This window comes from Streptococcus hillyeri (assembly GCF_041081565.1).
In the GTDB taxonomy this organism is placed as follows: Bacteria; Bacillota; Bacilli; order Lactobacillales; family Streptococcaceae; genus Streptococcus; species Streptococcus hillyeri.
Genome location: NZ_CP163513.1, coordinates 695,905 through 714,812 on the forward strand (window position 1 = coordinate 695,905; position 18,908 = coordinate 714,812).

17 protein-coding genes are annotated in these 18,908 nt (G+C 38.6%); 14 read left to right on the forward strand and 3 right to left on the reverse strand.

What is annotated here, in order from left to right; all coding sequences use genetic code 11:
- Positions 1-138 precede the first annotated feature (138 nt).
- From AB6M99_RS03470 to AB6M99_RS03515, 10 genes are all read left to right on the forward strand, one after another.
- Positions 139-1,317, forward strand: coding sequence for an AI-2E family transporter (locus AB6M99_RS03470; protein ID WP_121836231.1), 1,179 nt, complete (start codon positions 139-141; stop codon positions 1,315-1,317).
- On the forward strand, positions 1,307-2,536 hold the full coding sequence (locus tag AB6M99_RS03475; protein WP_121836232.1) for a tetratricopeptide repeat protein: 1,230 nt from the start codon (positions 1,307-1,309) through the stop codon (positions 2,534-2,536). Before AB6M99_RS03470 ends, AB6M99_RS03475 begins: the two co-directional genes overlap by 11 nt.
- Positions 2,536-3,255 (forward strand): acetolactate decarboxylase, encoded by a 720-nt coding sequence (gene budA, locus AB6M99_RS03480; RefSeq protein ID WP_121836233.1) that lies wholly within the window; start codon positions 2,536-2,538, stop codon positions 3,253-3,255. Before AB6M99_RS03475 ends, budA begins: the two co-directional genes overlap by 1 nt.
- A gap of 57 nt (positions 3,256-3,312) precedes the next feature.
- Positions 3,313-4,473: an ISAs1 family transposase gene (locus tag AB6M99_RS03485; RefSeq protein WP_121836465.1), complete on the forward strand. Its 1,161-nt coding sequence runs from the start codon at positions 3,313-3,315 to the stop codon at positions 4,471-4,473.
- Between the two features lie 136 nt (positions 4,474-4,609).
- Positions 4,610-6,073, forward strand: a complete 1,464-nt coding sequence (locus AB6M99_RS03490; protein WP_369351195.1) for an LCP family protein — start codon at positions 4,610-4,612, stop codon at positions 6,071-6,073.
- A gap of 2 nt (positions 6,074-6,075) precedes the next feature.
- Positions 6,076-6,807: a capsular polysaccharide biosynthesis protein Cps4B gene (gene cps4B / locus AB6M99_RS03495; RefSeq protein WP_121836119.1), complete on the forward strand. Its 732-nt coding sequence runs from the start codon at positions 6,076-6,078 to the stop codon at positions 6,805-6,807.
- An 8-nt stretch (positions 6,808-6,815) separates the two neighbouring features.
- Positions 6,816-7,511 (forward strand): YveK family protein, encoded by a 696-nt coding sequence (locus AB6M99_RS03500; protein ID WP_369351099.1) that lies wholly within the window; start codon positions 6,816-6,818, stop codon positions 7,509-7,511.
- Positions 7,512-7,519: 8 nt separating this feature from the next.
- On the forward strand, positions 7,520-8,248 hold the full coding sequence (locus AB6M99_RS03505; RefSeq protein ID WP_369351100.1) for a tyrosine-protein kinase: 729 nt from the start codon (positions 7,520-7,522) through the stop codon (positions 8,246-8,248).
- Between the two features lie 127 nt (positions 8,249-8,375).
- Positions 8,376-10,205: a translation elongation factor 4 gene (gene lepA, locus AB6M99_RS03510; RefSeq protein WP_121836116.1), complete on the forward strand. Its 1,830-nt coding sequence runs from the start codon at positions 8,376-8,378 to the stop codon at positions 10,203-10,205.
- Positions 10,206-10,355: 150 nt separating this feature from the next.
- On the forward strand, positions 10,356-10,727 hold the full coding sequence (locus tag AB6M99_RS03515; protein WP_281272445.1) for a GNAT family N-acetyltransferase: 372 nt from the start codon (positions 10,356-10,358) through the stop codon (positions 10,725-10,727).
- Positions 10,728-11,360: 633 nt separating this feature from the next.
- On the opposite strand, the gene nrdF is transcribed toward AB6M99_RS03515, so the two are convergent.
- On the reverse strand, positions 11,361-12,317 hold the full coding sequence (gene nrdF, locus AB6M99_RS03520; protein ID WP_121836114.1) for a class 1b ribonucleoside-diphosphate reductase subunit beta: 957 nt from the start codon (positions 12,315-12,317) through the stop codon (positions 11,361-11,363).
- Between the two features lie 84 nt (positions 12,318-12,401).
- Here nrdF and AB6M99_RS03525 point away from each other — a divergent pair, with 84 nt between their 5' ends.
- Positions 12,402-12,722, forward strand: a complete 321-nt coding sequence (locus AB6M99_RS03525; RefSeq protein WP_142925598.1) for a hypothetical protein — start codon at positions 12,402-12,404, stop codon at positions 12,720-12,722.
- A 91-nt stretch (positions 12,723-12,813) separates the two neighbouring features.
- Here the strand turns inward: AB6M99_RS03525 and nrdE are convergent, their stop codons facing one another.
- Together nrdE and nrdH are read right to left on the reverse strand one after the other, a co-directional pair.
- Positions 12,814-14,973, reverse strand: coding sequence for a class 1b ribonucleoside-diphosphate reductase subunit alpha (gene nrdE, locus AB6M99_RS03530; protein ID WP_121836112.1), 2,160 nt, complete (start codon positions 14,971-14,973; stop codon positions 12,814-12,816).
- A 28-nt stretch (positions 14,974-15,001) separates the two neighbouring features.
- Positions 15,002-15,229: a glutaredoxin-like protein NrdH gene (gene nrdH / locus AB6M99_RS03535; protein ID WP_121836111.1), complete on the reverse strand. Its 228-nt coding sequence runs from the start codon at positions 15,227-15,229 to the stop codon at positions 15,002-15,004.
- A 303-nt stretch (positions 15,230-15,532) separates the two neighbouring features.
- Between nrdH and AB6M99_RS03540 the strand changes: the two genes are divergently transcribed.
- The 3 genes from AB6M99_RS03540 to dnaX all read left to right on the forward strand — a co-directional run bounded on the left by AB6M99_RS03540 (position 15,533) and on the right by dnaX (position 18,462).
- Positions 15,533-15,808, forward strand: coding sequence for an HU family DNA-binding protein (locus AB6M99_RS03540; RefSeq protein ID WP_027974570.1), 276 nt, complete (start codon positions 15,533-15,535; stop codon positions 15,806-15,808).
- Positions 15,809-16,294: 486 nt separating this feature from the next.
- Entirely contained in the window at positions 16,295-16,792 is a 498-nt protein-coding gene (locus AB6M99_RS03545; RefSeq protein WP_121836110.1) for a GAF domain-containing protein, read from the forward strand.
- Positions 16,792-18,462: a DNA polymerase III subunit gamma/tau gene (gene dnaX, locus AB6M99_RS03550; RefSeq protein WP_121836109.1), complete on the forward strand. Its 1,671-nt coding sequence runs from the start codon at positions 16,792-16,794 to the stop codon at positions 18,460-18,462. Before AB6M99_RS03545 ends, dnaX begins: the two co-directional genes overlap by 1 nt.
- The last annotated feature ends 446 nt before the right edge of the window (positions 18,463-18,908 follow it).

The window sequence follows — 18,908 nt, forward strand, 5'->3', positions numbered from 1 at the left end:
TAATAATAAAAAATCCTTGTTGTTCTAGTTAAAAAGTCATCCGATAACCATCATTTACGATGGTGAGGCTCATTCGTCTGCTGATGGAATAACTAGCACAACAACTACAAAAATATAGAAGAGTCTTGGAGAGCATTTATGAAAGACGATAACAAATTTTCGCTTAGTTGGTTTTTTCGCTGGTTTCTAAATAATCAGGGTGTGACAGTCCTGTTAGTGATGTTGCTGGTCTTTTTGAATATTTGGGTGTTCAGTCACATCAGTTCCTTATTGACTCCGATTTTTTCATTTTTAGCGGTTGTGAGTCTCCCTTTGGTGATGTCAGCCCTTGTTTACTATCTTCTTAAGCCAGCTGTAGACTGGTTGGAAGGGAAGAATTTTGGACGTGTATCAGCCATTGCAGTTGTATTTCTCGGACTTATTCTCTTTTTGATTTGGGCAATTGCTGCGCTGGTTCCAATGATTGAGACACAGTTGACAGCCTTTATTACAAATCTTCCTAATTATATCAGGGATGTCGAAGACCAGGTTACCTTAATTTTGAAGGATGATCGTTTGGCACAATTCCGTCCACAATTAGAGGGTTTAGTAACAGATTTCTCTGGAAAAGCACTTGAATTTGCGCAAACCTTTTCTAAGAATGCTGTTGACTGGGCTGGAAATTTTGCTGGCGCTGTAGCCCGTGTAACGGTTGCCATTATCATCTCTCCATTCATCATTTTTTACATGCTCCGAGATGGAGACACAATGAAAGATGGATTTGTGAAGTTTTTACCAACTACTATGAGAGAAACAACGGCAAGAATTTTGCACAATGTCAATGCACAATTGTCAGGCTACGTGCAAGGGCAAGTGACCGTTGCTTTAGTAGTTGGGATCATGTTTTCTATTCTCTTTACCATTATTGGGTTACCTTACGCCGTAACTTTTGGGATTACTGCGGGATTTTTAAATATGATTCCATACCTAGGAAGTTTCTTAGCAATGGTACCTGTTGTGATTTTAGCACTGGTAGAAGGGCCATTAATGTTAATTAAGGTTGCGGTGGTCTTTACGATTGAACAGACCATCGAGGGACGTTTTGTAACGCCATTGGTTCTTGGAAGCAAGCTCAATATTCACCCTATTACCATCATGTTTATCCTTTTGGTTTCTGGTTCGGCTTTTGGTGTGTGGGGAGTATTTCTTGGTATTCCAGTCTATGCAGCAGCAAAGGTTGTTCTTGCAGAGATTTTTGAATGGTACAAGGGTGTTAGTGGCTTGTATGAAGAAGTAGAGACACAACCAATTGTTGAAGGAGATGAACATGCTAAATAGTGAGAAAATGTTAGCGTCACTGCAAGCTCAGGACCTCGTTCGTGTGGAAAAATATTTTCAAAGAGCGCTTGATAATGATCCCCAAGATGTTTTATTAGAATTGGCAGAATACCTTGAATCTATTGGATTTTTCCCACAAGCTAAAAAGATTTATGACAAACTAAAAGGAGATTATCCTGAAGTGAATGTGAATCTTGCTCAGATTGCAGCTGAAGACGGTGATATGGAAGCAGCCTTTCTCTATCTTGATGCTATTTCAGCAGAGAGTGAAGATTACCTCTCTGCACTTCTAGTTATGGCTGATCTCTATCAGATGGAGGGGTTAACAGATGTGGCAAGAGATAAACTTCTCCTAGCTGCTGATTTGACAGATGAGCCTTTGGTTATTTTTGGAATAGCAGAGCTTGAATATGAATTAGATAATTACAAAGAAGCTATTGCTTATTATGCCAAATTAGATAATCGTGACATTCTAGAAACCACTGGAGTATCAACGTATCAAAGAATTGGTCGTTCCTATGCCAAACTTGGTAAATTTGAAGCAGCTATTGAATTTTTGGAAAAAACACTAGAAATTGAGTATGATGATTCTGTTGCCTTTGAACTAGGTGTAATTTTGTATGATCAGGAAGAGTATCAAAAAGCTAATCTGTATTTTAAACAGTTGGACACCATGAACCCAGATTTTGCAGGGTATGAATATGTTTATGCACTGTCCCTTAGGGCTGAACATAAATCAGAAGAAGCTCTGCGATTGGTCCAGCAAGGGTTAACCAAAAATGAATTCGATAGCCAGTTACTGCTTTTAGCTTCGCAATTGTCTTATGAGACACACGATCGAAAAGCTGCAGAATCCTATCTTTTGTCAGCTAAAGACTTATCAGAGGATCTTGAAGAAGTGTTGCTCCGTTTATCAACCTTATATTTAGAAGAAGAACGCTATGAAGAGGTTGTTGCTCTCCAGTCAGAAGACCTTGAAATGGTCCTTACTAAGTGGAATATTGCTAAGGCTTATCACGAACTGGAACAAGAAACGGAAGCCTTTGAGCTCTACCAAGAAATTGCAGGTGACTTATCAGAGAATCCAGAGTTCCTACAAGATTATGCCTATCTTTTGAGAGAATTTGGTTACCGTGATGAAGCGAAGCAGATTGTGAATCGTTACCTTGAAATGGTTCCTGATGATATCAATATGCTTAGTTTTAAGGAGGAACTCTAGTGTCAGAACCGATAAGATTATTTCAATACAATACCTTAGGAGCTCTGATGGCAGGGCTTTATGATGGTTCTTTGACCATAGGGGAGCTTTTAGAACATGGAACTTTGGGAATCGGTACCTTGGATTCGATTGATGGTGAATTAATTGTCTTAGATGGCAAAGCCTATCAAGCCAAATCAACGGATGGTCAGGTTCATGTTGTAGAAGTGCCAGATTATGTTAAAGTGCCTTATGCAGCAGTGGTGCCTCATCAGGCAGAAGTCATTTTTAAACAACGGTTTGAAATGACCGATAAAGAATTAGAGAAACGCATTGAATCCTATTATGATGGTGAAAATCTTTTTCGTTCTATCAAAATTCACGGCATGTTTCGTAAAATGCATGTACGAATGATTCCAAAATCAAGTTCTCATCGCAAATTTTCTGAAGTGGCTACCAGTCAACCAGAACATGAACAAGAAGATATTGTTGGAACGATTGTTGGTATCTGGACACCTGAAATGTTCCATGGTGTAAGTGTTGCTGGTTATCATTTGCATTTCTTATCAGATGACCTTAGCTTTGGAGGTCATGTCATGGATTTTGTGATTCAAGAAGGTATTGTCGAAGTTGGACCAGTAGACCAATTAGATCAACGTTTCCCAGTCCAAGACAGAAAATATCTATTTGCAAAATTTAATATTGATGAAATGAAGGAAGATATTACGAAAAGCGAGTAAAGATGACCCACGACAAACGCATGAAGAAAATATGGCTTACAGAAAAGACTTTCATGGATGAATTCAAAATCCTTCGCTATAATAAAAGTGGAGGATTTTGTTATGGAAGACCTTTTAAATTTCTTGATTACTGTTAGAGACGACCGTTCCCCATGGAAAATTAAACACTTATTGTCAGATATCGTTCTTCTCATCTTCTTTGCTCGCTTATCAGGCGCAGAACACTGGGATGAGATAGAGGAGTTTGGTATTGCCTATGAGAAATCCTTACGCACCGTTCTCAAATTAGAAAATGGCATTCCCTCTCATGACACTCTACAACGTGTTTTTGCGACCTTAGATTCACAAGTTCTTGTAGAACTCACACAGATATGGACTTCTCTTCTTGAAGCGTGTGACTCATCATCTAAAACCTTACCACAACTTTCAAAACGTTTAGTAGCCATTGACGGGAAGACTATCCGTGGTAATGGCAGTCAAACTCAAAAAGCCCTACATATTGTCTCAGCCTATGCGACAGATTTAGGGATTTCGTATGGCCAGGTAGCGACTGATGAAAAAAGCAATGAGATTACAGCGATTCCACGATTATTAGACATGATTTCAGTAAAAGGGTGCATGATTAGTATTGACGCCATGGGCACACAAAAGGCTATTGCGGATAAGATTATCATGAAGAAAGCAGATTATTGTCTAGCAGTCAAAGAGAATCAAAAGAGCCTTCTAGAAGATATTCGTCCCTATTTTGAACTCTCTCAGAATTTTGACGATAGCTATGAAACGCTTGAGAAAGCGCACGGTCAGATTGAATTGAGACAGTATGAAGTCATTACTGATACAGAGTGGATACGTCAAGAGCATCCTGATTGGGGACATATCCAAAGCATTGGACGGGCGCGTATTCAGATAACAAAGAATGGTCAAGAGAGCGAAGAAACCCGCTACTTTATTTTAAGTTGTCAGGTTAGCGCTAAAGAGTTGTGTGACTATGTGAGAGGTCATTGGCAAATAGAGAGTATGCACTGGCTACTAGATGTTGTTTTTCGTGAAGATGCCAATAAGACTTTGAATAAACAACTCGCATTTAATTTAAATGTCATGGATAAATTCTGTTTAGCGGTATTAAAACAGTTAGATTTTGGAAAGAAGATGAGTCTGCGTCGTAAGAAATATGCCCTAAGTCTGTCCTTTGACAAGTATTTAAAACAATTGCTTTAGGGCAAAAAACTTTCAACACTTGCAAAATGGAAATAGAAGATTTCATGCGTTTGTCGTGAAGATGACCTGGTATATTTGTAAAAAACAGAAAATTGAAGTATAATAAAAGGAGAACGTAAAAATTAGGAGGATTATGATGTCTTCACGGAGTCGTCGTAGAACATCTCAGGCGTCAACGAAACATGGATTGTTGGGAGGCATTAATATTGTCTTGTGGGCAGTAACCTCCCTTTTAACGGTTGCTGTAGTAGTCGTTTTGTTGACTTATAATATTTTAGGATTTAACAGCCAAAACTTTATTATTCCGATCGTTTTAGGGATTTTAATGGTTATCTTGTTGCTATTGATTTTGAGTAAAAAAGTCAGGGCAGTGGTGACCGTTTTTCTTGGTTTAATGATTGTGGCTCTGGGGAGTGGCTTGTTTTTTGTTAAGTCTGCATTGGATTTTTCAAATAAGTTAAACACAACGGCTAAAGTTTCACAAATTGAGATGAGTGTCATGGTACCAGTTGATAGTGATATTTCAGATGTTGCGCAATTAAGTTCAGTTTTGGCACCAGTATCTAGTGATGGAGATAATATTTCAGCTTTGCTTAGCCGTATTACTTCTGATAAAGGTGTTACCTTATCTGAGAAAACCTCCTTATCCTATTCTACAGCTTATGAAAGTCTTTTGGCTGGGGATGATAAAGCGATGGTCATGAATTCAGCCTATGCTGAGTTACTAAGAAGTAATCATGAAGATTTTGATAGTAAAGTCAAGACGATTTATACCTATACAATCAAGAAAAAAGTTGAGAGTACGAATCAGACCAAGACGGAATCAGACAGTTTCAATGTCTATATTTCCGGTATTGATACCTATGGGTCCATTTCCTCTGTTTCACGATCAGATGTTAATATTATTATGACTGTTAATCGTTCAACACATAAAATTTTGTTAACGACAACACCTAGGGATTCCTATGTACCTATAGCGGATGGTGGTAATAATCAATACGATAAATTGACCCATGCAGGGATCTATGGTGTAGATGCTTCGATGCATACTTTAGAGAATCTGTATGGAATTGATATCAATTATTATGCTCGGATTAATTTTACAACGTTCCTTAAATTGATTGATTTAGTAGGTGGTGTGACCGTGACAAATGAACAAGAGTTCACAAGTGGTAAGCATCATTTTCCCGTTGGAGAAGTGACCATGAGTTCAGAACAAGCTTTGGTATTTGTTCGTGAGCGCTACTCTCTAGAGCATGGGGACGATGATCGTGGTAAGAATCAAATGAAAGTTATCACAGCCCTTATTAATAAATTAACTAGCTTAGATTCTGTTGCCAAGTACAGTCAAATTATTAATGGATTAGGTAATTCTATCCAAACAGATATGCCATTTGAAACAATGATGACGCTAGCAAATGGGCAGTTGGATTCCAAACAGAGATATGATGTAACTTCTCAAGCAATTACTGGCACTGGCTCAACGGGTCAACTTCCATCCTATGCGATGCCAACAGCAAGGTTATATATGCTAAGTATTGATAATGCGAGCCTGGAGTCAGCTAAAGAAGCGATTAAGGCAACTATGGAAGGAAATTAATCATGATAGATATCCATTCTCACATTATTTTTGGGGTTGATGATGGGCCAGAAACTCTAGAAGAAAGCATAGAATTAATCAAAGAAGCTTATCGGCAAGGAGTTAGAACCATTGTTGCGACCTCCCATAGGCGAAAAGGGATGTTTGAGACGCCAGAGGTGACGATTCTTTCCAATTTTATAGTGTTACAAGAAGAAATTAAGGAGCTTTTACCAGAAATGACTTTGCTTTATGGTGGGGAACTTTATTTCACAACAGATATTATTGCAAAATTAGAGAAACAGACTATTCCAACCATGAATGGTACCCGCTTTGCCTTAGTTGAATTTAGTACAGGAACACCCTGGAAGACAATCCATGGAGCGGTGACTGATCTTCTAAATATAGGAATCACACCTGTTGTTGCTCACATAGAACGTTATAATGCTTTGGAAAATCGTAAAGATCGTGTTAAGGAGCTTATTGACTTAGGGTGTTACACTCAAATCAATAGCTCTCACGTTTTAAAGGCTAAGTTATTTGGTGATAAATATAAAGTCTTTAAAAAACGTGCGACTTATTTTTTGGAAGAAAATTTAGTCCATTGTGTTGCTAGTGACATGCACAATTTAGATAATCGTAAACCTTATATGAAAGAAGCTTATGTGCTCATTGAAAAGAGGTTTGGTACTAAAAAAGCAAGGCAACTCTTCCATGATAATCAGAAAATATTATTAGCAAATCAATTTATTTAGGAGAAATCATGCAAAATCAAAATGATACACAACAAGAGATCGATGTGGTCCACCTTTTGAAAAAATTATGGCTACGTAAATTTGCTATTATTTTTACAGCCCTCACTTTTGCTTTTATAGCTTTGGCAGCTAGTATCTTCCTACTAACCCCTCAATATGAATCGTTGACAAAACTTTATGTTGTTAATAAAGGGACTGACGAGTCTAAAATTTCCACACAAGATTTGCAAGCTGGGGATTATTTAGTAAAAGACTATAAAGAGATTATCACTTCAAAAACAGTTCTTGCAGGAGTTATTGAACGTGAGCAGCTGGATTTAAGTGTTTCTGGTCTAGCATCAAAAACAAGAATTGACATACCAGCTAATACTCGTATTATTTCAATTACAGTAACGGATGAAAATCCAGAAGTTGCTAGTCAGTTAGCCAATGCTTATCGAGAAGTTGCTTCTGAAAAGGTTAAAGAAGTAACAAATGTTGAGGATGTTAAAACGGTTGAGGCAGCAGAGCCATCGTCTTCTCCAGCGACTCCAAATCTTAAAAGAAATACTCTATTAGGATTTCTAGTGGGTGGTTTCATAGCAGTTGCGCTTGTTCTTGTCAAAGAATTATTAGATGATCGCGTGCACCGTGTTGAAGATGTTGAAGAAGTTCTTCATATGACTCTTCTTGGCATTGTTCCGGATACAAATAAGATCAAATAGGAGTTATCATGGCAGTTTTAGAATTAGTAAAATCCAAACAAGATCTCTACACAGAAGTTGAGGAGTATTGTAATAGTATTCGTACTAATATCCAGTTTAGTGGTCAAGACATTCGTGTGATTGCTTTGACCTCTGTTCAACCTGGAGAAGGGAAATCAACGACATCAACTAACTTGGCTGTTTCTTTTGCTCAGGCAGGATTTAAAACGCTTTTGATTGATGCAGATACTCGTAACTCAGTTTTATCTGGAACCTTTAAAGCAACGGGTAAGGTCAATGGCTTAACGAGCTATCTATCAGGTAACTCTTATCTATCAGAAGCAATTTGTGAAACTAATGTTCCAAATTTATCAGTTGTTCCTTCTGGTAAAACGGCACCAAATCCGACTACTCTTTTACAAAACACCAATTTTACAAGTATGATTGATAGCTTAAAAGAGTATTACGACTATATTATCATTGATACGCCACCAATTGGCTTAGTTATTGATGCGGCAATTATTGCTCAAAAATGTGATGGCACAATTATTGTGATAGAAGCAGGGGCTACTAAGCGAAAATTCATCAAAAAAGCAAAAGAGCAGATGGAACAGAGTGGTGCAACCTTCCTTGGAATTGTCTTGAACAAGGTAGATAGCCAATTAGATTCTTATGGTATCTACGGCAATTATGGCAGTTACGGAAGTTACGGTCAGAAAACGGCTAAGACAGATAAGAAGAGTAGACGTAGAAGATAGTCTCTAGCATTATTTTCTGGTCGAGACAGTTGAAATAAGGCTAAAACAATAGAGAGTCAGGACTTTTGTCTTAGGCTCTTTTTTGGTATAATAAATGAGATAGATTACAAGAAGTATAGGAACAGATATGAATTTAGAAGAACTAAAAAAACGCCAAGGGAAGATTCGTAACTTCTCAATTATTGCTCATATTGACCATGGAAAATCAACTTTGGCAGACCGTATTTTAGAAAAAACCGAGACAGTTTCAAGCCGTGAAATGCAAGCGCAACTTTTAGATAGCATGGATTTGGAGCGTGAACGAGGCATTACCATCAAACTTAATGCGGTGCAATTAAATTATAAGGCTAAAGATGGTGAGACCTATATTTTCCACTTGATTGACACGCCAGGACACGTTGACTTTACCTATGAGGTGTCTCGTTCTCTAGCGGCTTGTGAGGGGGCAATTTTGGTCGTTGATGCGGCGCAAGGGATTGAGGCTCAGACCTTAGCAAATGTGTATCTTGCCTTGGATAATGATTTGGAAATCTTGCCAATTATCAATAAAATCGACCTACCTGCAGCTGATCCAGAGCGTGTGCGTCAGGAAATTGAAGATGTGATTGGTCTTGACGCCTCAGAAGCTGTGCCAACATCTGCTAAAGCAGGTATCGGAATTGAAGAAATCCTTGAACAAATCGTTGAAAAAGTTCCAGCACCAACAGGAGATGTGACAGCGCCTCTTCAAGCCTTGATTTTTGACTCGGTTTATGACCCTTATCGTGGAGTAATTTTGCAGGTGCGTGTGGTTAATGGTGTCGTGAAGCCAGGTGATACCATCCAGATGATGAGTAACGGTAAGACGTTCGATGTTACCGAAGTGGGGATTTTTACACCTAAGGCGATTGGTCGTGACTATCTAGCGACTGGTGATGTTGGCTATATTGCTGCCTCAATCAAGACAGTTGCGGATACCCGTGTGGGTGATACGGTCACTCTAGCAGATAATCCTGCGAGCGAAGCCTTGGCTGGATACAAACAAATGAATCCAATGGTTTTCGCAGGTCTTTACCCAATCGAATCCAATAAATACAATGACCTTCGTGAAGCCCTTGAAAAACTTCAATTGAACGATGCTAGTCTGCAATTTGAACCAGAAACCTCTCAAGCACTTGGCTTTGGTTTCCGTTGTGGTTTCCTAGGTCTTCTTCACATGGACGTTATCCAAGAGAGATTGGAACGTGAATTTAATATTGATTTGATTATGACAGCGCCGTCGGTAGTTTACCATGTCAATACGACAGACGGTGAGATGGTTGAAGTGTCAAACCCATCTGAATTTCCTGATCCAACCCGTATTCAATCCATTGAAGAGCCCTACGTTAAGGCACAAATCATGGTTCCACAAGAATACGTTGGTGCTGTGATGGAGTTGGCACAGCGCAAACGTGGAGATTTTGTGACCATGGACTACATTGATGACAATCGTGTTAATGTTATTTACCAAATTCCGCTTGCTGAGATTGTCTTTGACTTCTTTGACAAATTGAAATCTTCTACACGTGGTTATGCGTCATTTGACTATGAAATTTCAGAGTACCGCACTTCTAAACTGGTTAAGATGGATATCTTGCTCAACGGTGACAAGGTCGATGCGCTCAGCTTTATCGTTCACAAAGATTTTGCTTATGAGCGTGGAAAACTCATCGTTGATAAGTTGAAAAAAATCATCCCTCGTCAACAGTTTGAGGTGCCAATCCAAGCAGCGATTGGACACAAGATTGTTGCCCGTACAGATATCAAGGCTCTCCGTAAAAACGTCTTGGCTAAATGTTATGGTGGTGACGTTTCTCGTAAACGTAAACTGCTTGAAAAACAAAAAGCTGGTAAGAAACGTATGAAAGCCATCGGTTCTGTTGAAGTGCCACAAGAAGCCTTCCTCAGCGTACTTTCAATGGATGAAGATGAGAAATAAGTCTGTTAAAAAAGAGGTTGTGAGAACATCCTCTTTTTTGAAAGGAGAAAGAATATTGTGGAAAGTATGGAAGTTATCATTTCAAAAGCGTTTGTACAAAATAGGCAAGTTGTCAAATAAATTTTCGATGATTTACCTGAATGGTTTGGCATCCCCGAATCTACCAAAGAATACATTGATACAGCTGGTAATCAGATTTGTTTATTGGCAAAAGATTCTCAGGATTATATTGGATTTATGAGCTTGATAGAAACATCTGAAGGGTTTGAAATAGATTGCATGGGAGTTTTGAAATCCTATCAAAATCAAGGAATCGGATCATTAATGATGGACACATTAAAAGAGTTTGCCCGCCAAAAGGAAAAGACAGCTCTCTTGGTAAAAACATTATCAGAAGCTTATCCAAGTAGCGAATATGCAAAAACGAGAGCATTCTATGAGAAAATGGGATTTATTAAAAGCCGTTATCTAGATATTTGGGGTGAGGAATTACCTTGTTTAGAGATGAGCTGTCAGTTCTAATACTTGTCAAAAATTAAAAATTACTTTTTGCTTCTTTCTTAAAAGTGCGGACGCTCCAAAGGTCTCCCAGACCTTTGGAGGTGGGAAATAAGACGAACAGAGTTCGTCACAGTCGATAAGGTTTGGGAAATTTTTAGGTGGGAAATAGAGCTGAAGAAGTCAGCGTCAAAACCTCCTACGGAGTTTCATTGCTAGATTTGAACCTCTTTTTCACAGTAGATGATTGGCTGTACTTGTCGACTACTCGATAGCGTCCACCCTAATCATCCTTGCGGGGGAACTACTACGAAATTGATTTTCAATTTCTGTAGTTCTCCCAAAAATCCGTTCTTATCAAGCCAATTCCCCTCCTTCTTTTATTTCTGAACTTGGGCTAAAACTGTCCACTGGACAGTTTCACTAATAAGAATACCACCATGGCGAAAGAAGCTCTGGAAAATCAATCCATTTATTGGTTCTTGATTTGACTTAAACTGCTAATTTTGATTTTGGATGAGTATAAAAACTTGCTGACGCGCATTATTGCTTTTGTTATACAAGATAAAAGTAGGTAATTGAAAAAGCATAGTATCAACAATGTTAATTTGATACTATGCTTTTTACTCTATAATTTAAGATAATATATTGTTTTTATTACAGTCCGTAGTTATAGTCGTCGTCTTTCATAGCTTCAACGGTACCAAGGAGATAGCCGTTACCGACTTGAGAGAAGAAGTCGTGGTTGCTAGTTCCTGTTGAGATACCATTCATGACAATTGGGTTAACATCGTCTGCAGTATCTGGGAAAAGAGGGTCTTGACCAAGATTCATAAGGGCTTTATTGGCATTGTAGCGCAAGAAGGTCATAACCTCCTCGGTCCAACCGACAGTGTCATAGAGTGACTTAGTATAGTTTTCTTCATTTTCATAAAGTTCGTAGAGGAGGTCGTACATCCATTCACGGAATTCAGCCTGCTTTTCTTCTGATAATTCATTAAAACCGAGTTGGAATTTATAACCGATATAGGTACCGTGTACAGATTCGTCACGAATAATCAGTTTAATAATTTCAGCAACGTTAGCCAATTTGTTATTACCGAGGTAGTAGAGTGGCGTAAAGAAACCTGAGTAGAAAAGGAAGGTTTCAAGATAGGTAGAAGCTACTTTTTTCTGAAGGGCATCGCCATTTTTATAAATTTCATTGATGATTTCAGCTTTTTTTTGCAGGAATTCGTTATTGTTTGTCCATTCAAAGATATCTTCAATTTCTTTTTTTGTGTTTAAGGTTGAAAAAATCGAAGAGTAAGATTTAGCGTGAACAGATTCCATGAATTGGATATTGTTCAGAACAGCTTCCTCATGAGGTGTTCTAACATCTGCACGGATGGCTTCAATACCAGATTCAGACTGCATCGTGTCAAGGAGGGTCAGTCCACCGAAGACTTTACCAACCAAATCTTTTTCATCTGCGCTTAGTTTACGCCAGTCGTCAAGGTCGTTTGACAGTGGGATACGGGTATCGAGCCAGAATTGCTCGGTTAATTTTTCCCAAGTTGATTTGTCGATAACGTCTTCAATTTCGTTCCAGTTAATGGCGCTATAGTAGTTCATGAGTGTTTCCTTTTTAGTTTTATTTGTTTATTATATCATATTTTGTTATGATAAGGAAAAGAGAGAAGTGGGGGAAAATGCGTAGTGTTAGTAGAAATGATAATGGAGTTCATCTTAGGAGGATTCATTTTCATAAGTGACCGTTGGTTGTTAGAGCATCCTAAGGGGAATAGTTTTTCTGAGAGTGCTATTAGAGGAGGTATTTACACCGTATGGTTAATCAGTACCCTTATATTTAGTTGGCTAACTGTTCAACTGTTTTCGGTCATTCTGAAGGGAGAAAGGAACTGGGCAATTATCTTAGTGGCTATTGTTAGCCTAGCGATTGCCATTTGGATAGGTTATCGCTTTTGGCGCTACACGAAAGCCTTACTTTTAAAAAGAGCCCCTAAAAATGATGTTTAAATGAATTAGTATAAGAGGTATGACGAGACAAAGGAAGAGGCAGAGACGTGATGGTCTTTGCCTCTTTTATGTGTTCAGAGATGTAAGGCGATTAAATCACACAGCTTTCACATTGGTTAGCACCAACCTCTTCGCCATCATCTGTGTAGGTACGGACGTAGTAGATCGATTTAACCCCTTTATTGAAGGCATAGTTACGAAGGATAGAAAGATCACGTGTCGTTTGTTTGCTTTCTGTTTTCCACTCATAAAGCCCAGTTGGGATTTCGCTACGCATAAAGAGGGTCATTGAGAGCCCTTGGTCCACATGCTCTGTAGCCGCAGCATAGACGTCGATCATCTTGCGCATATCCATATCATAGGCTGATTGGTAATATGGAATGGTATCTGTTGACAAACCGTAAGCTGGGTAGTAAATCTTACCAATTTTTTTCTCTTGACGTTCTTCAATACGTTGCGTAATGGGATGGATAGAAGCAGAGCAGTCGTTAATGTAGCTAATAGAGCCGTTTGGTGCGACTGCTAGGCGGTTTTGATGATATAAACCATCTGCCATAACAGCTTGACGAAGGGCTTCCCAATCCTCTGCTTGCGGAATAAAGTGATCTTTGAAGAGCTCTTTAACCAATTCTGATTTTGGTACAAATTTGCCTGTAACGTATTTGTCGAAGTAAGAGCCATCAGCATAAGCAGATTTCTCAAAATTCGCAAAAGTAATGCCACGCTCACGAGCAATATTATTTGATTCTACAAGTGTCCAGTAATTTAAGAGCATAAAGTAGATATCTGTAAACTCAATAGATTCGGGTGAGCCATATTCGATATGGTGTGTCGCAAGGTATGAATGAAGTCCCATGGCACCAAGACCGAAAGTATGAGCCTGGCTGTTACCATATTTTACGGTTGGCACAGCATCGATGCTTGAACTATCTGTGACAAATGTTAGCGCGCGTGTCATGGCCTTGATTGATTTTCCAAAGTCTGGAGAAGTCATCATGTTGATAATATTGGTTGAGCCAAGGTTACATGAGATATCCATCCCCATTTGAAGAAATTCTTGTGCATCATTGATGTGACTTGGCGTCTGGATTTGAAGAATTTCTGAACAGAGGTTAGACATGATGATTTTACCGTCAATTGGATTCGCACGGTTTGCTGTATCAATATTGACAATATAAGGGTAACCAGATTCTTGCTGGAGTTTAGAAATTTCAGTTTCTAAATCACGAGCTTTAATCTTCGTTTTGTTAATATTTGGATTGGCTACCAATTCATCGTACATTTCTGTGATGTCAATGTAATTGAATGGAATACCATACTCTTTTTCAACACTATAAGGGCTGAAAAGGTACATGTCTTCATTATTGCGAGCGAGTTCGTAGAATTTATCTGGAACAGTCACCCCAAGAGAAAGGGTTTTGACACGGACTTTTTCATCCGCATTTTCCTTTTTCGTTGACAAGAAAGCAATGATATCTGGGTGGAAAACATTAAGGTAAACCACACCAGCCCCTTGACGTTGTCCTAGTTGGTTAGAGTAAGAAAAACTATCTTCGAAGAGTTTCATAACAGGGACAACCCCAGAAGCAGCACCTGCATAACCTTTAATAGGAGCGCCAGCTTCACGAAGATTATTGAGACTGATACCAACACCTCCGCCGATACGAGACAATTGCAGAGCAGAGTTGATGGAACGTCCGATTGAGTTCATATCATCAGTAACTTGAATCAAGAAGCAAGAAACAAGTTCACCACGACGGCTACGTCCAGCATTCAAGAATGATGGAGTTGCTGGCTGATAGCGCTGGTGAATCATTTCCATCGCCAAGTCATGTGCTAATTCTTCATTACCATCTGCAAAATAGAGGGCGTTGAACATGACACGGTCCTCAATACTTTCCAAGTAGAAGTCCCCGTCATTGGTTTTTAAAGCGTATTGCTGATAAAATTTGTAAGCAGCCATGAACGATTTGAATTGGAAGTTTTCATTTTTCAAATCAGCAGCCAATTTTTCGATAAAATCAGGAGCATATTTGCTGATAAATTCTGTTTCAATATAATCATGTTCAATTAAGTAGTTGATTTTTGCCATCATGTTATCAAAAGCGAGTGTATTTGGAATCACATTTTCGCTAAAGAAAGCTTTGAGGGCCTCTCTATCTTTGTGTAACATGATTTGTCCATTGACAGGACGATTGATTTCATTATTGAGGCGGAAGTAGGACACATCGCCAAGTTCTTTAAGACTCATCTCTATTAGTTCCTTTTCAAGTATAGTATTATGAAACGATTTCTTTTAATTTAGAGGGCTGGAAACCTGAAAAGACAATATCGCCAGCTTCAATCACTGGAGCAGCTGTAAAGCCGAGAGATTTAACATAGTCGATTTTCTCTGGATGCTCGTCAATGTTGATTTCTTCAAAATCTGCACCGGCTTTTTCTAAAAATTTCTTAGTCATATTGCACTGCATGCAATTGTTTTTTGAATAGACAGTAATTTTAGTCATAGTAACATCTCCTAAAAATAATACCTTACTAGCATACCAAAATTTAGAGAAAATGCAACTGAAAAAAACGAAAACAACACAAAATATAGTGTGATTAAATTTTCACAAATACCATATATAGTGGTTTGTTCGTTTTTTCTAAAAGAGAGAAAAATCATGATAGGAGAACCAATTTTCTAAAAATCGTAAAATTATTTTAAAGTTGGGTGAAATGACCCATAAAACTTGACTACCAAGCGCTTTTAAGTTATGATAGATTCTGTTAGAGCGATACGCTCAAAAAAAATTGGAGGATTTGTTAAAATGGCTAACAAACAAGATTTGATTGCAAAAGTTGCGGAAAGCACTTCATTAACTAAAAAAGATTCAGCAGCAGCAGTTGATGCTGTATTTGCAGCGGTTTCAGAATACCTTGCAGCGGGTGAAAAAGTTCAACTTATCGGATTTGGTAACTTTGAAGTTCGTGAGCGTGCAGCACGTACAGGTCGCAACCCACAAACTGGTGAAGAAATCACAATCGCAGCATCAAAAGTTCCAGCATTCAAAGCTGGTAAAGCACTTAAAGACGCTGTTAAATAGTAAAACTGTCCAGTGGACAGTTTTAGCCCCTGAGCCTAGAAATAAGAAGCGAAGGGATAAGAAGACCAGAGATAGTTCTGGTCTTTTGTTTTGAAAATAGTTAGCTAATCTATTTGACGCCTATTGTATCAACGTTTCTGCGTTGTGCAGTAGGCTTTTTTCTGTGTTTTGGGGCTCCAAGTATCGGGGGAGCGATACTTGGAGGTGGGAAAACAGAGTCTGTGATAAACCAGTGCGAGATCACAGGCTCACTTATGAAAGGGGCATAAAATCAGTAAGTTTCCATGATGTCAGTAACATTTGATTTCTTTTTTAAGGATAGAGTAAAAGGCTTAGTATCAATTTCATCAAATAGTGGCTTTTCATTTGTTTGACTGAGTTTTAGTTGCGAGACTATAATCCCTTTTTATACTATCCTAGTGTTCTTACATAATGATATTCTACTTTTTACCTTAAAATTAGACCGGTATGTGCTATAATAGTTCTATGAATACTAAGCAAAAAATTGAGAATTATGAATTATTGTTAATGCAGGCAGAGGGTCTTTTTGCCAATGAGACAAATGCTTTGGCGAATTTGTCAAATGCTTCTGCCATGTTGCGCGTGACCTTGCCAAATTCTGTGTTTACAGGTTTTTACCTTTTTAATGGTCAAGAATTGATTTTAGGGCCTTTTCAAGGTGGTGTTTCTTGTGTCCATATTGCTCTAGGTAAAGGCGTTTGTGGTGAATCTGCTGAAAAACGTGAAACATTGATTGTAGATGATGTGACTAAGCATGATAATTACATTGCTTGTGATAGCGCAGCCATGTCTGAAATTGTTGTTCCAATGGTTAAAGATGGAAAGTTGGTTGGTGTTCTGGATTTGGATTCTAGCTTAGTAGCAGATTATGATGCCATTGACCAAGAATACTTGGAAAAATTTGTTGCTATATTATTGGAGAAAACATTCTTTAACTTTGATATGTTTGGAGTAGAAGGTTAATGTATCAAGCACTTTATCGGAAATATCGTAGCCAAGCCTTTGATGAGATGGTTGGCCAAGAGGTTATTTCGACGACTTTGAAACAAGCTGTCGCGTCTAAGAAAATTAGCCATGCTTATCTTTTTTCTGGGCCTCGTGGAACTGGTAAAACTTCTGCGGCGAAAATTTTTGCTAAGGCAATGAACTGTCCTAATCAAGTAGATGGGGAGCCTTGTAATCATTGTGATATCTGTCGTGATATTACAACTGGTAGTCTAGAAGATGTCATTGAAATTGATGCTGCTTCAAATAATGGGGTTGATGAAATTCGTGACATTCGTGATAAATCTACCTATGCTCCAAGCCGAGCGACATATAAAGTTTATATCATTGACGAGGTTCATATGTTATCAACGGGGGCTTTCAACGCTCTCTTGAAGACTTTGGAAGAGCCTACTGAAAATGTTGTGTTCATTTTGGCTACGACAGAACTGCACAAGATTCCAGCGACCATTTTATCCCGTGTGCAACGATTTGAATTTAAGTCCATTAAGCAGGCTGCTATTCAGCAACATTTGGCAGGGATTTTAACCAAAGAAGGTATTTCTTATGACGATGATGCTCTGGTGATTATTGCTCGACGTGCTGAAGGAGGAATGCGTGATGCTCTCTCGATTCTTGATCAGGCATTAAGCTTAGCACCAGATAATCAAGTGACAGTTGCCATTGCTGAAGAAATTACGGGATCCATTGGACTTGTGGCACTTGATGATTATGTCGCAAATATTCGTCAACATCAGGTGACAGAGGCGCTTGATAACTTGGAGACTCTCTTTGACAGTGGTAAATCCATGAGTCGCTTTGCGACGGATTTATTGACTTACCTTCGTGATTTGCTAATTGTTCAAACTGGTGGACAAGCCAATCGTCAGACGGAGCAGTTTACCGAAAATCTGAATATTCCTCAAAGTCAGCTATTTGCTATGATTGATACGGTTACGACTAGCTTGCCTGAGATTAAAACAGGTACACATCCTAAGATTTATGCAGAGATGATGACCATTCGTTTAGGGAACAATAGCAAAGCAGTTCAAACGGAGATTCCAGAAAACTTAGAAGCAGAGCTTAGTCAGCTACGTTCAGAGATCGCGGAGCTGAAAAAGCAATTATCACAAGGTATTGCAAGTCCTAGCTCTGCCATTTCTCCGAAACCTCAAACCAAGAAAAGTGCTGTCGCCTTCAAAGTAGATCGAGTCAAAATCATAACAATCATGGAAGAAACAGTTGCCGATAGCCAACGCTCGCGTGAGTATCTAGAGGCACTAAAGGGCGCGTGGAATGAGATTTTGGACAGCATCTCTCCGCAGGACAGGGCCTTATTGATGGGCTCAGAGCCAGTTCTTGCCAACTCTGAAAATGCGATTTTAGCCTTTGATGCTGCCTTTAATGCAGAACAAGCCATGAAGCGAGAAAATCTCAATGCTATGTTTGGTAATATTATGAGTAAAGCAGCAGGCTTTTCTCCGCAAATTATGGCAGTGCCACGCCAAGACTTCAATGAGATTCGTGCAGAATTTGCTCAAAAAATGAAAGCACAACGTGCAGAACAAGAAGAAACTGTAGATGAAGAGCCAGCACTTCCAGAAGAATTTTCTTACTTAGCAGATAAAGTTGAGATTGTGGAAGATTAAGAGAATAGATGAGGCTAGAAAAAGCTTAAAAACAGAGAATGGCTTAGAGCACGACAAACGCATGAAGAAAATATCGCTTTCAGATAACGATTTTTCATAAAAAGATATATTTTTAACCATGAAATTTTGTTATAATATAGACGAAAAAGAGGCTGAATCGATGTATGTATGTAAATGTCGTGAAAATATTTTGAAAAAATGCATGTAGCTAGAAAATGGTTACATGCATTTTCTTCATGCGTTTGTCCTGTGACTTAGAGTGACGTTTCTTGACACATCACTCTAAGCCGTTTTATATTGTTTACTTTCTTTATTGCAAGACTAACATTTAAGTTTTTGCCAGCTTCATTTATTAGTGTGACTAAGAAATGATAATTTTTAGTAGATACCTTTAATAGAGATTGTGATTATCTAACAACGATAATCATTTCTTCAAAAAAGAACAG

What these genes read in the sequence shown, in the direction of transcription:
- AB6M99_RS03470 (WP_121836231.1), top strand. Translation starts at nt 139, where the DNA reads ATGAAAGACGATAACAAATTTTCGCTTAGTTGGTTTTTTCGCTGGTTT.
- AB6M99_RS03475 (WP_121836232.1), top strand. Translation starts at nt 1,307, where the DNA reads ATGCTAAATAGTGAGAAAATGTTAGCGTCACTGCAAGCTCAGGACCTC.
- AB6M99_RS03485 (WP_121836465.1), top strand. Translation starts at nt 3,313, where the DNA reads ATGAATTCAAAATCCTTCGCTATAATAAAAGTGGAGGATTTTGTTATG.
- AB6M99_RS03490 (WP_369351195.1), top strand. Translation starts at nt 4,610, where the DNA reads ATGTCTTCACGGAGTCGTCGTAGAACATCTCAGGCGTCAACGAAACAT.
- cps4B (WP_121836119.1), top strand. Translation starts at nt 6,076, where the DNA reads ATGATAGATATCCATTCTCACATTATTTTTGGGGTTGATGATGGGCCA.
- AB6M99_RS03500 (WP_369351099.1), top strand. Translation starts at nt 6,816, where the DNA reads ATGCAAAATCAAAATGATACACAACAAGAGATCGATGTGGTCCACCTT.
- AB6M99_RS03505 (WP_369351100.1), top strand. Translation starts at nt 7,520, where the DNA reads ATGGCAGTTTTAGAATTAGTAAAATCCAAACAAGATCTCTACACAGAA.
- lepA (WP_121836116.1), top strand. Translation starts at nt 8,376, where the DNA reads ATGAATTTAGAAGAACTAAAAAAACGCCAAGGGAAGATTCGTAACTTC.
- nrdF (WP_121836114.1), bottom strand. Translation starts at nt 12,317, where the DNA reads ATGAACTACTATAGCGCCATTAACTGGAACGAAATTGAAGACGTTATC.
- nrdE (WP_121836112.1), bottom strand. Translation starts at nt 14,973, where the DNA reads ATGAGTCTTAAAGAACTTGGCGATGTGTCCTACTTCCGCCTCAATAAT.
- nrdH (WP_121836111.1), bottom strand. Translation starts at nt 15,229, where the DNA reads ATGACTAAAATTACTGTCTATTCAAAAAACAATTGCATGCAGTGCAAT.
- AB6M99_RS03540 (WP_027974570.1), top strand. Translation starts at nt 15,533, where the DNA reads ATGGCTAACAAACAAGATTTGATTGCAAAAGTTGCGGAAAGCACTTCA.
- AB6M99_RS03545 (WP_121836110.1), top strand. Translation starts at nt 16,295, where the DNA reads ATGAATACTAAGCAAAAAATTGAGAATTATGAATTATTGTTAATGCAG.
- dnaX (WP_121836109.1), top strand. Translation starts at nt 16,792, where the DNA reads ATGTATCAAGCACTTTATCGGAAATATCGTAGCCAAGCCTTTGATGAG.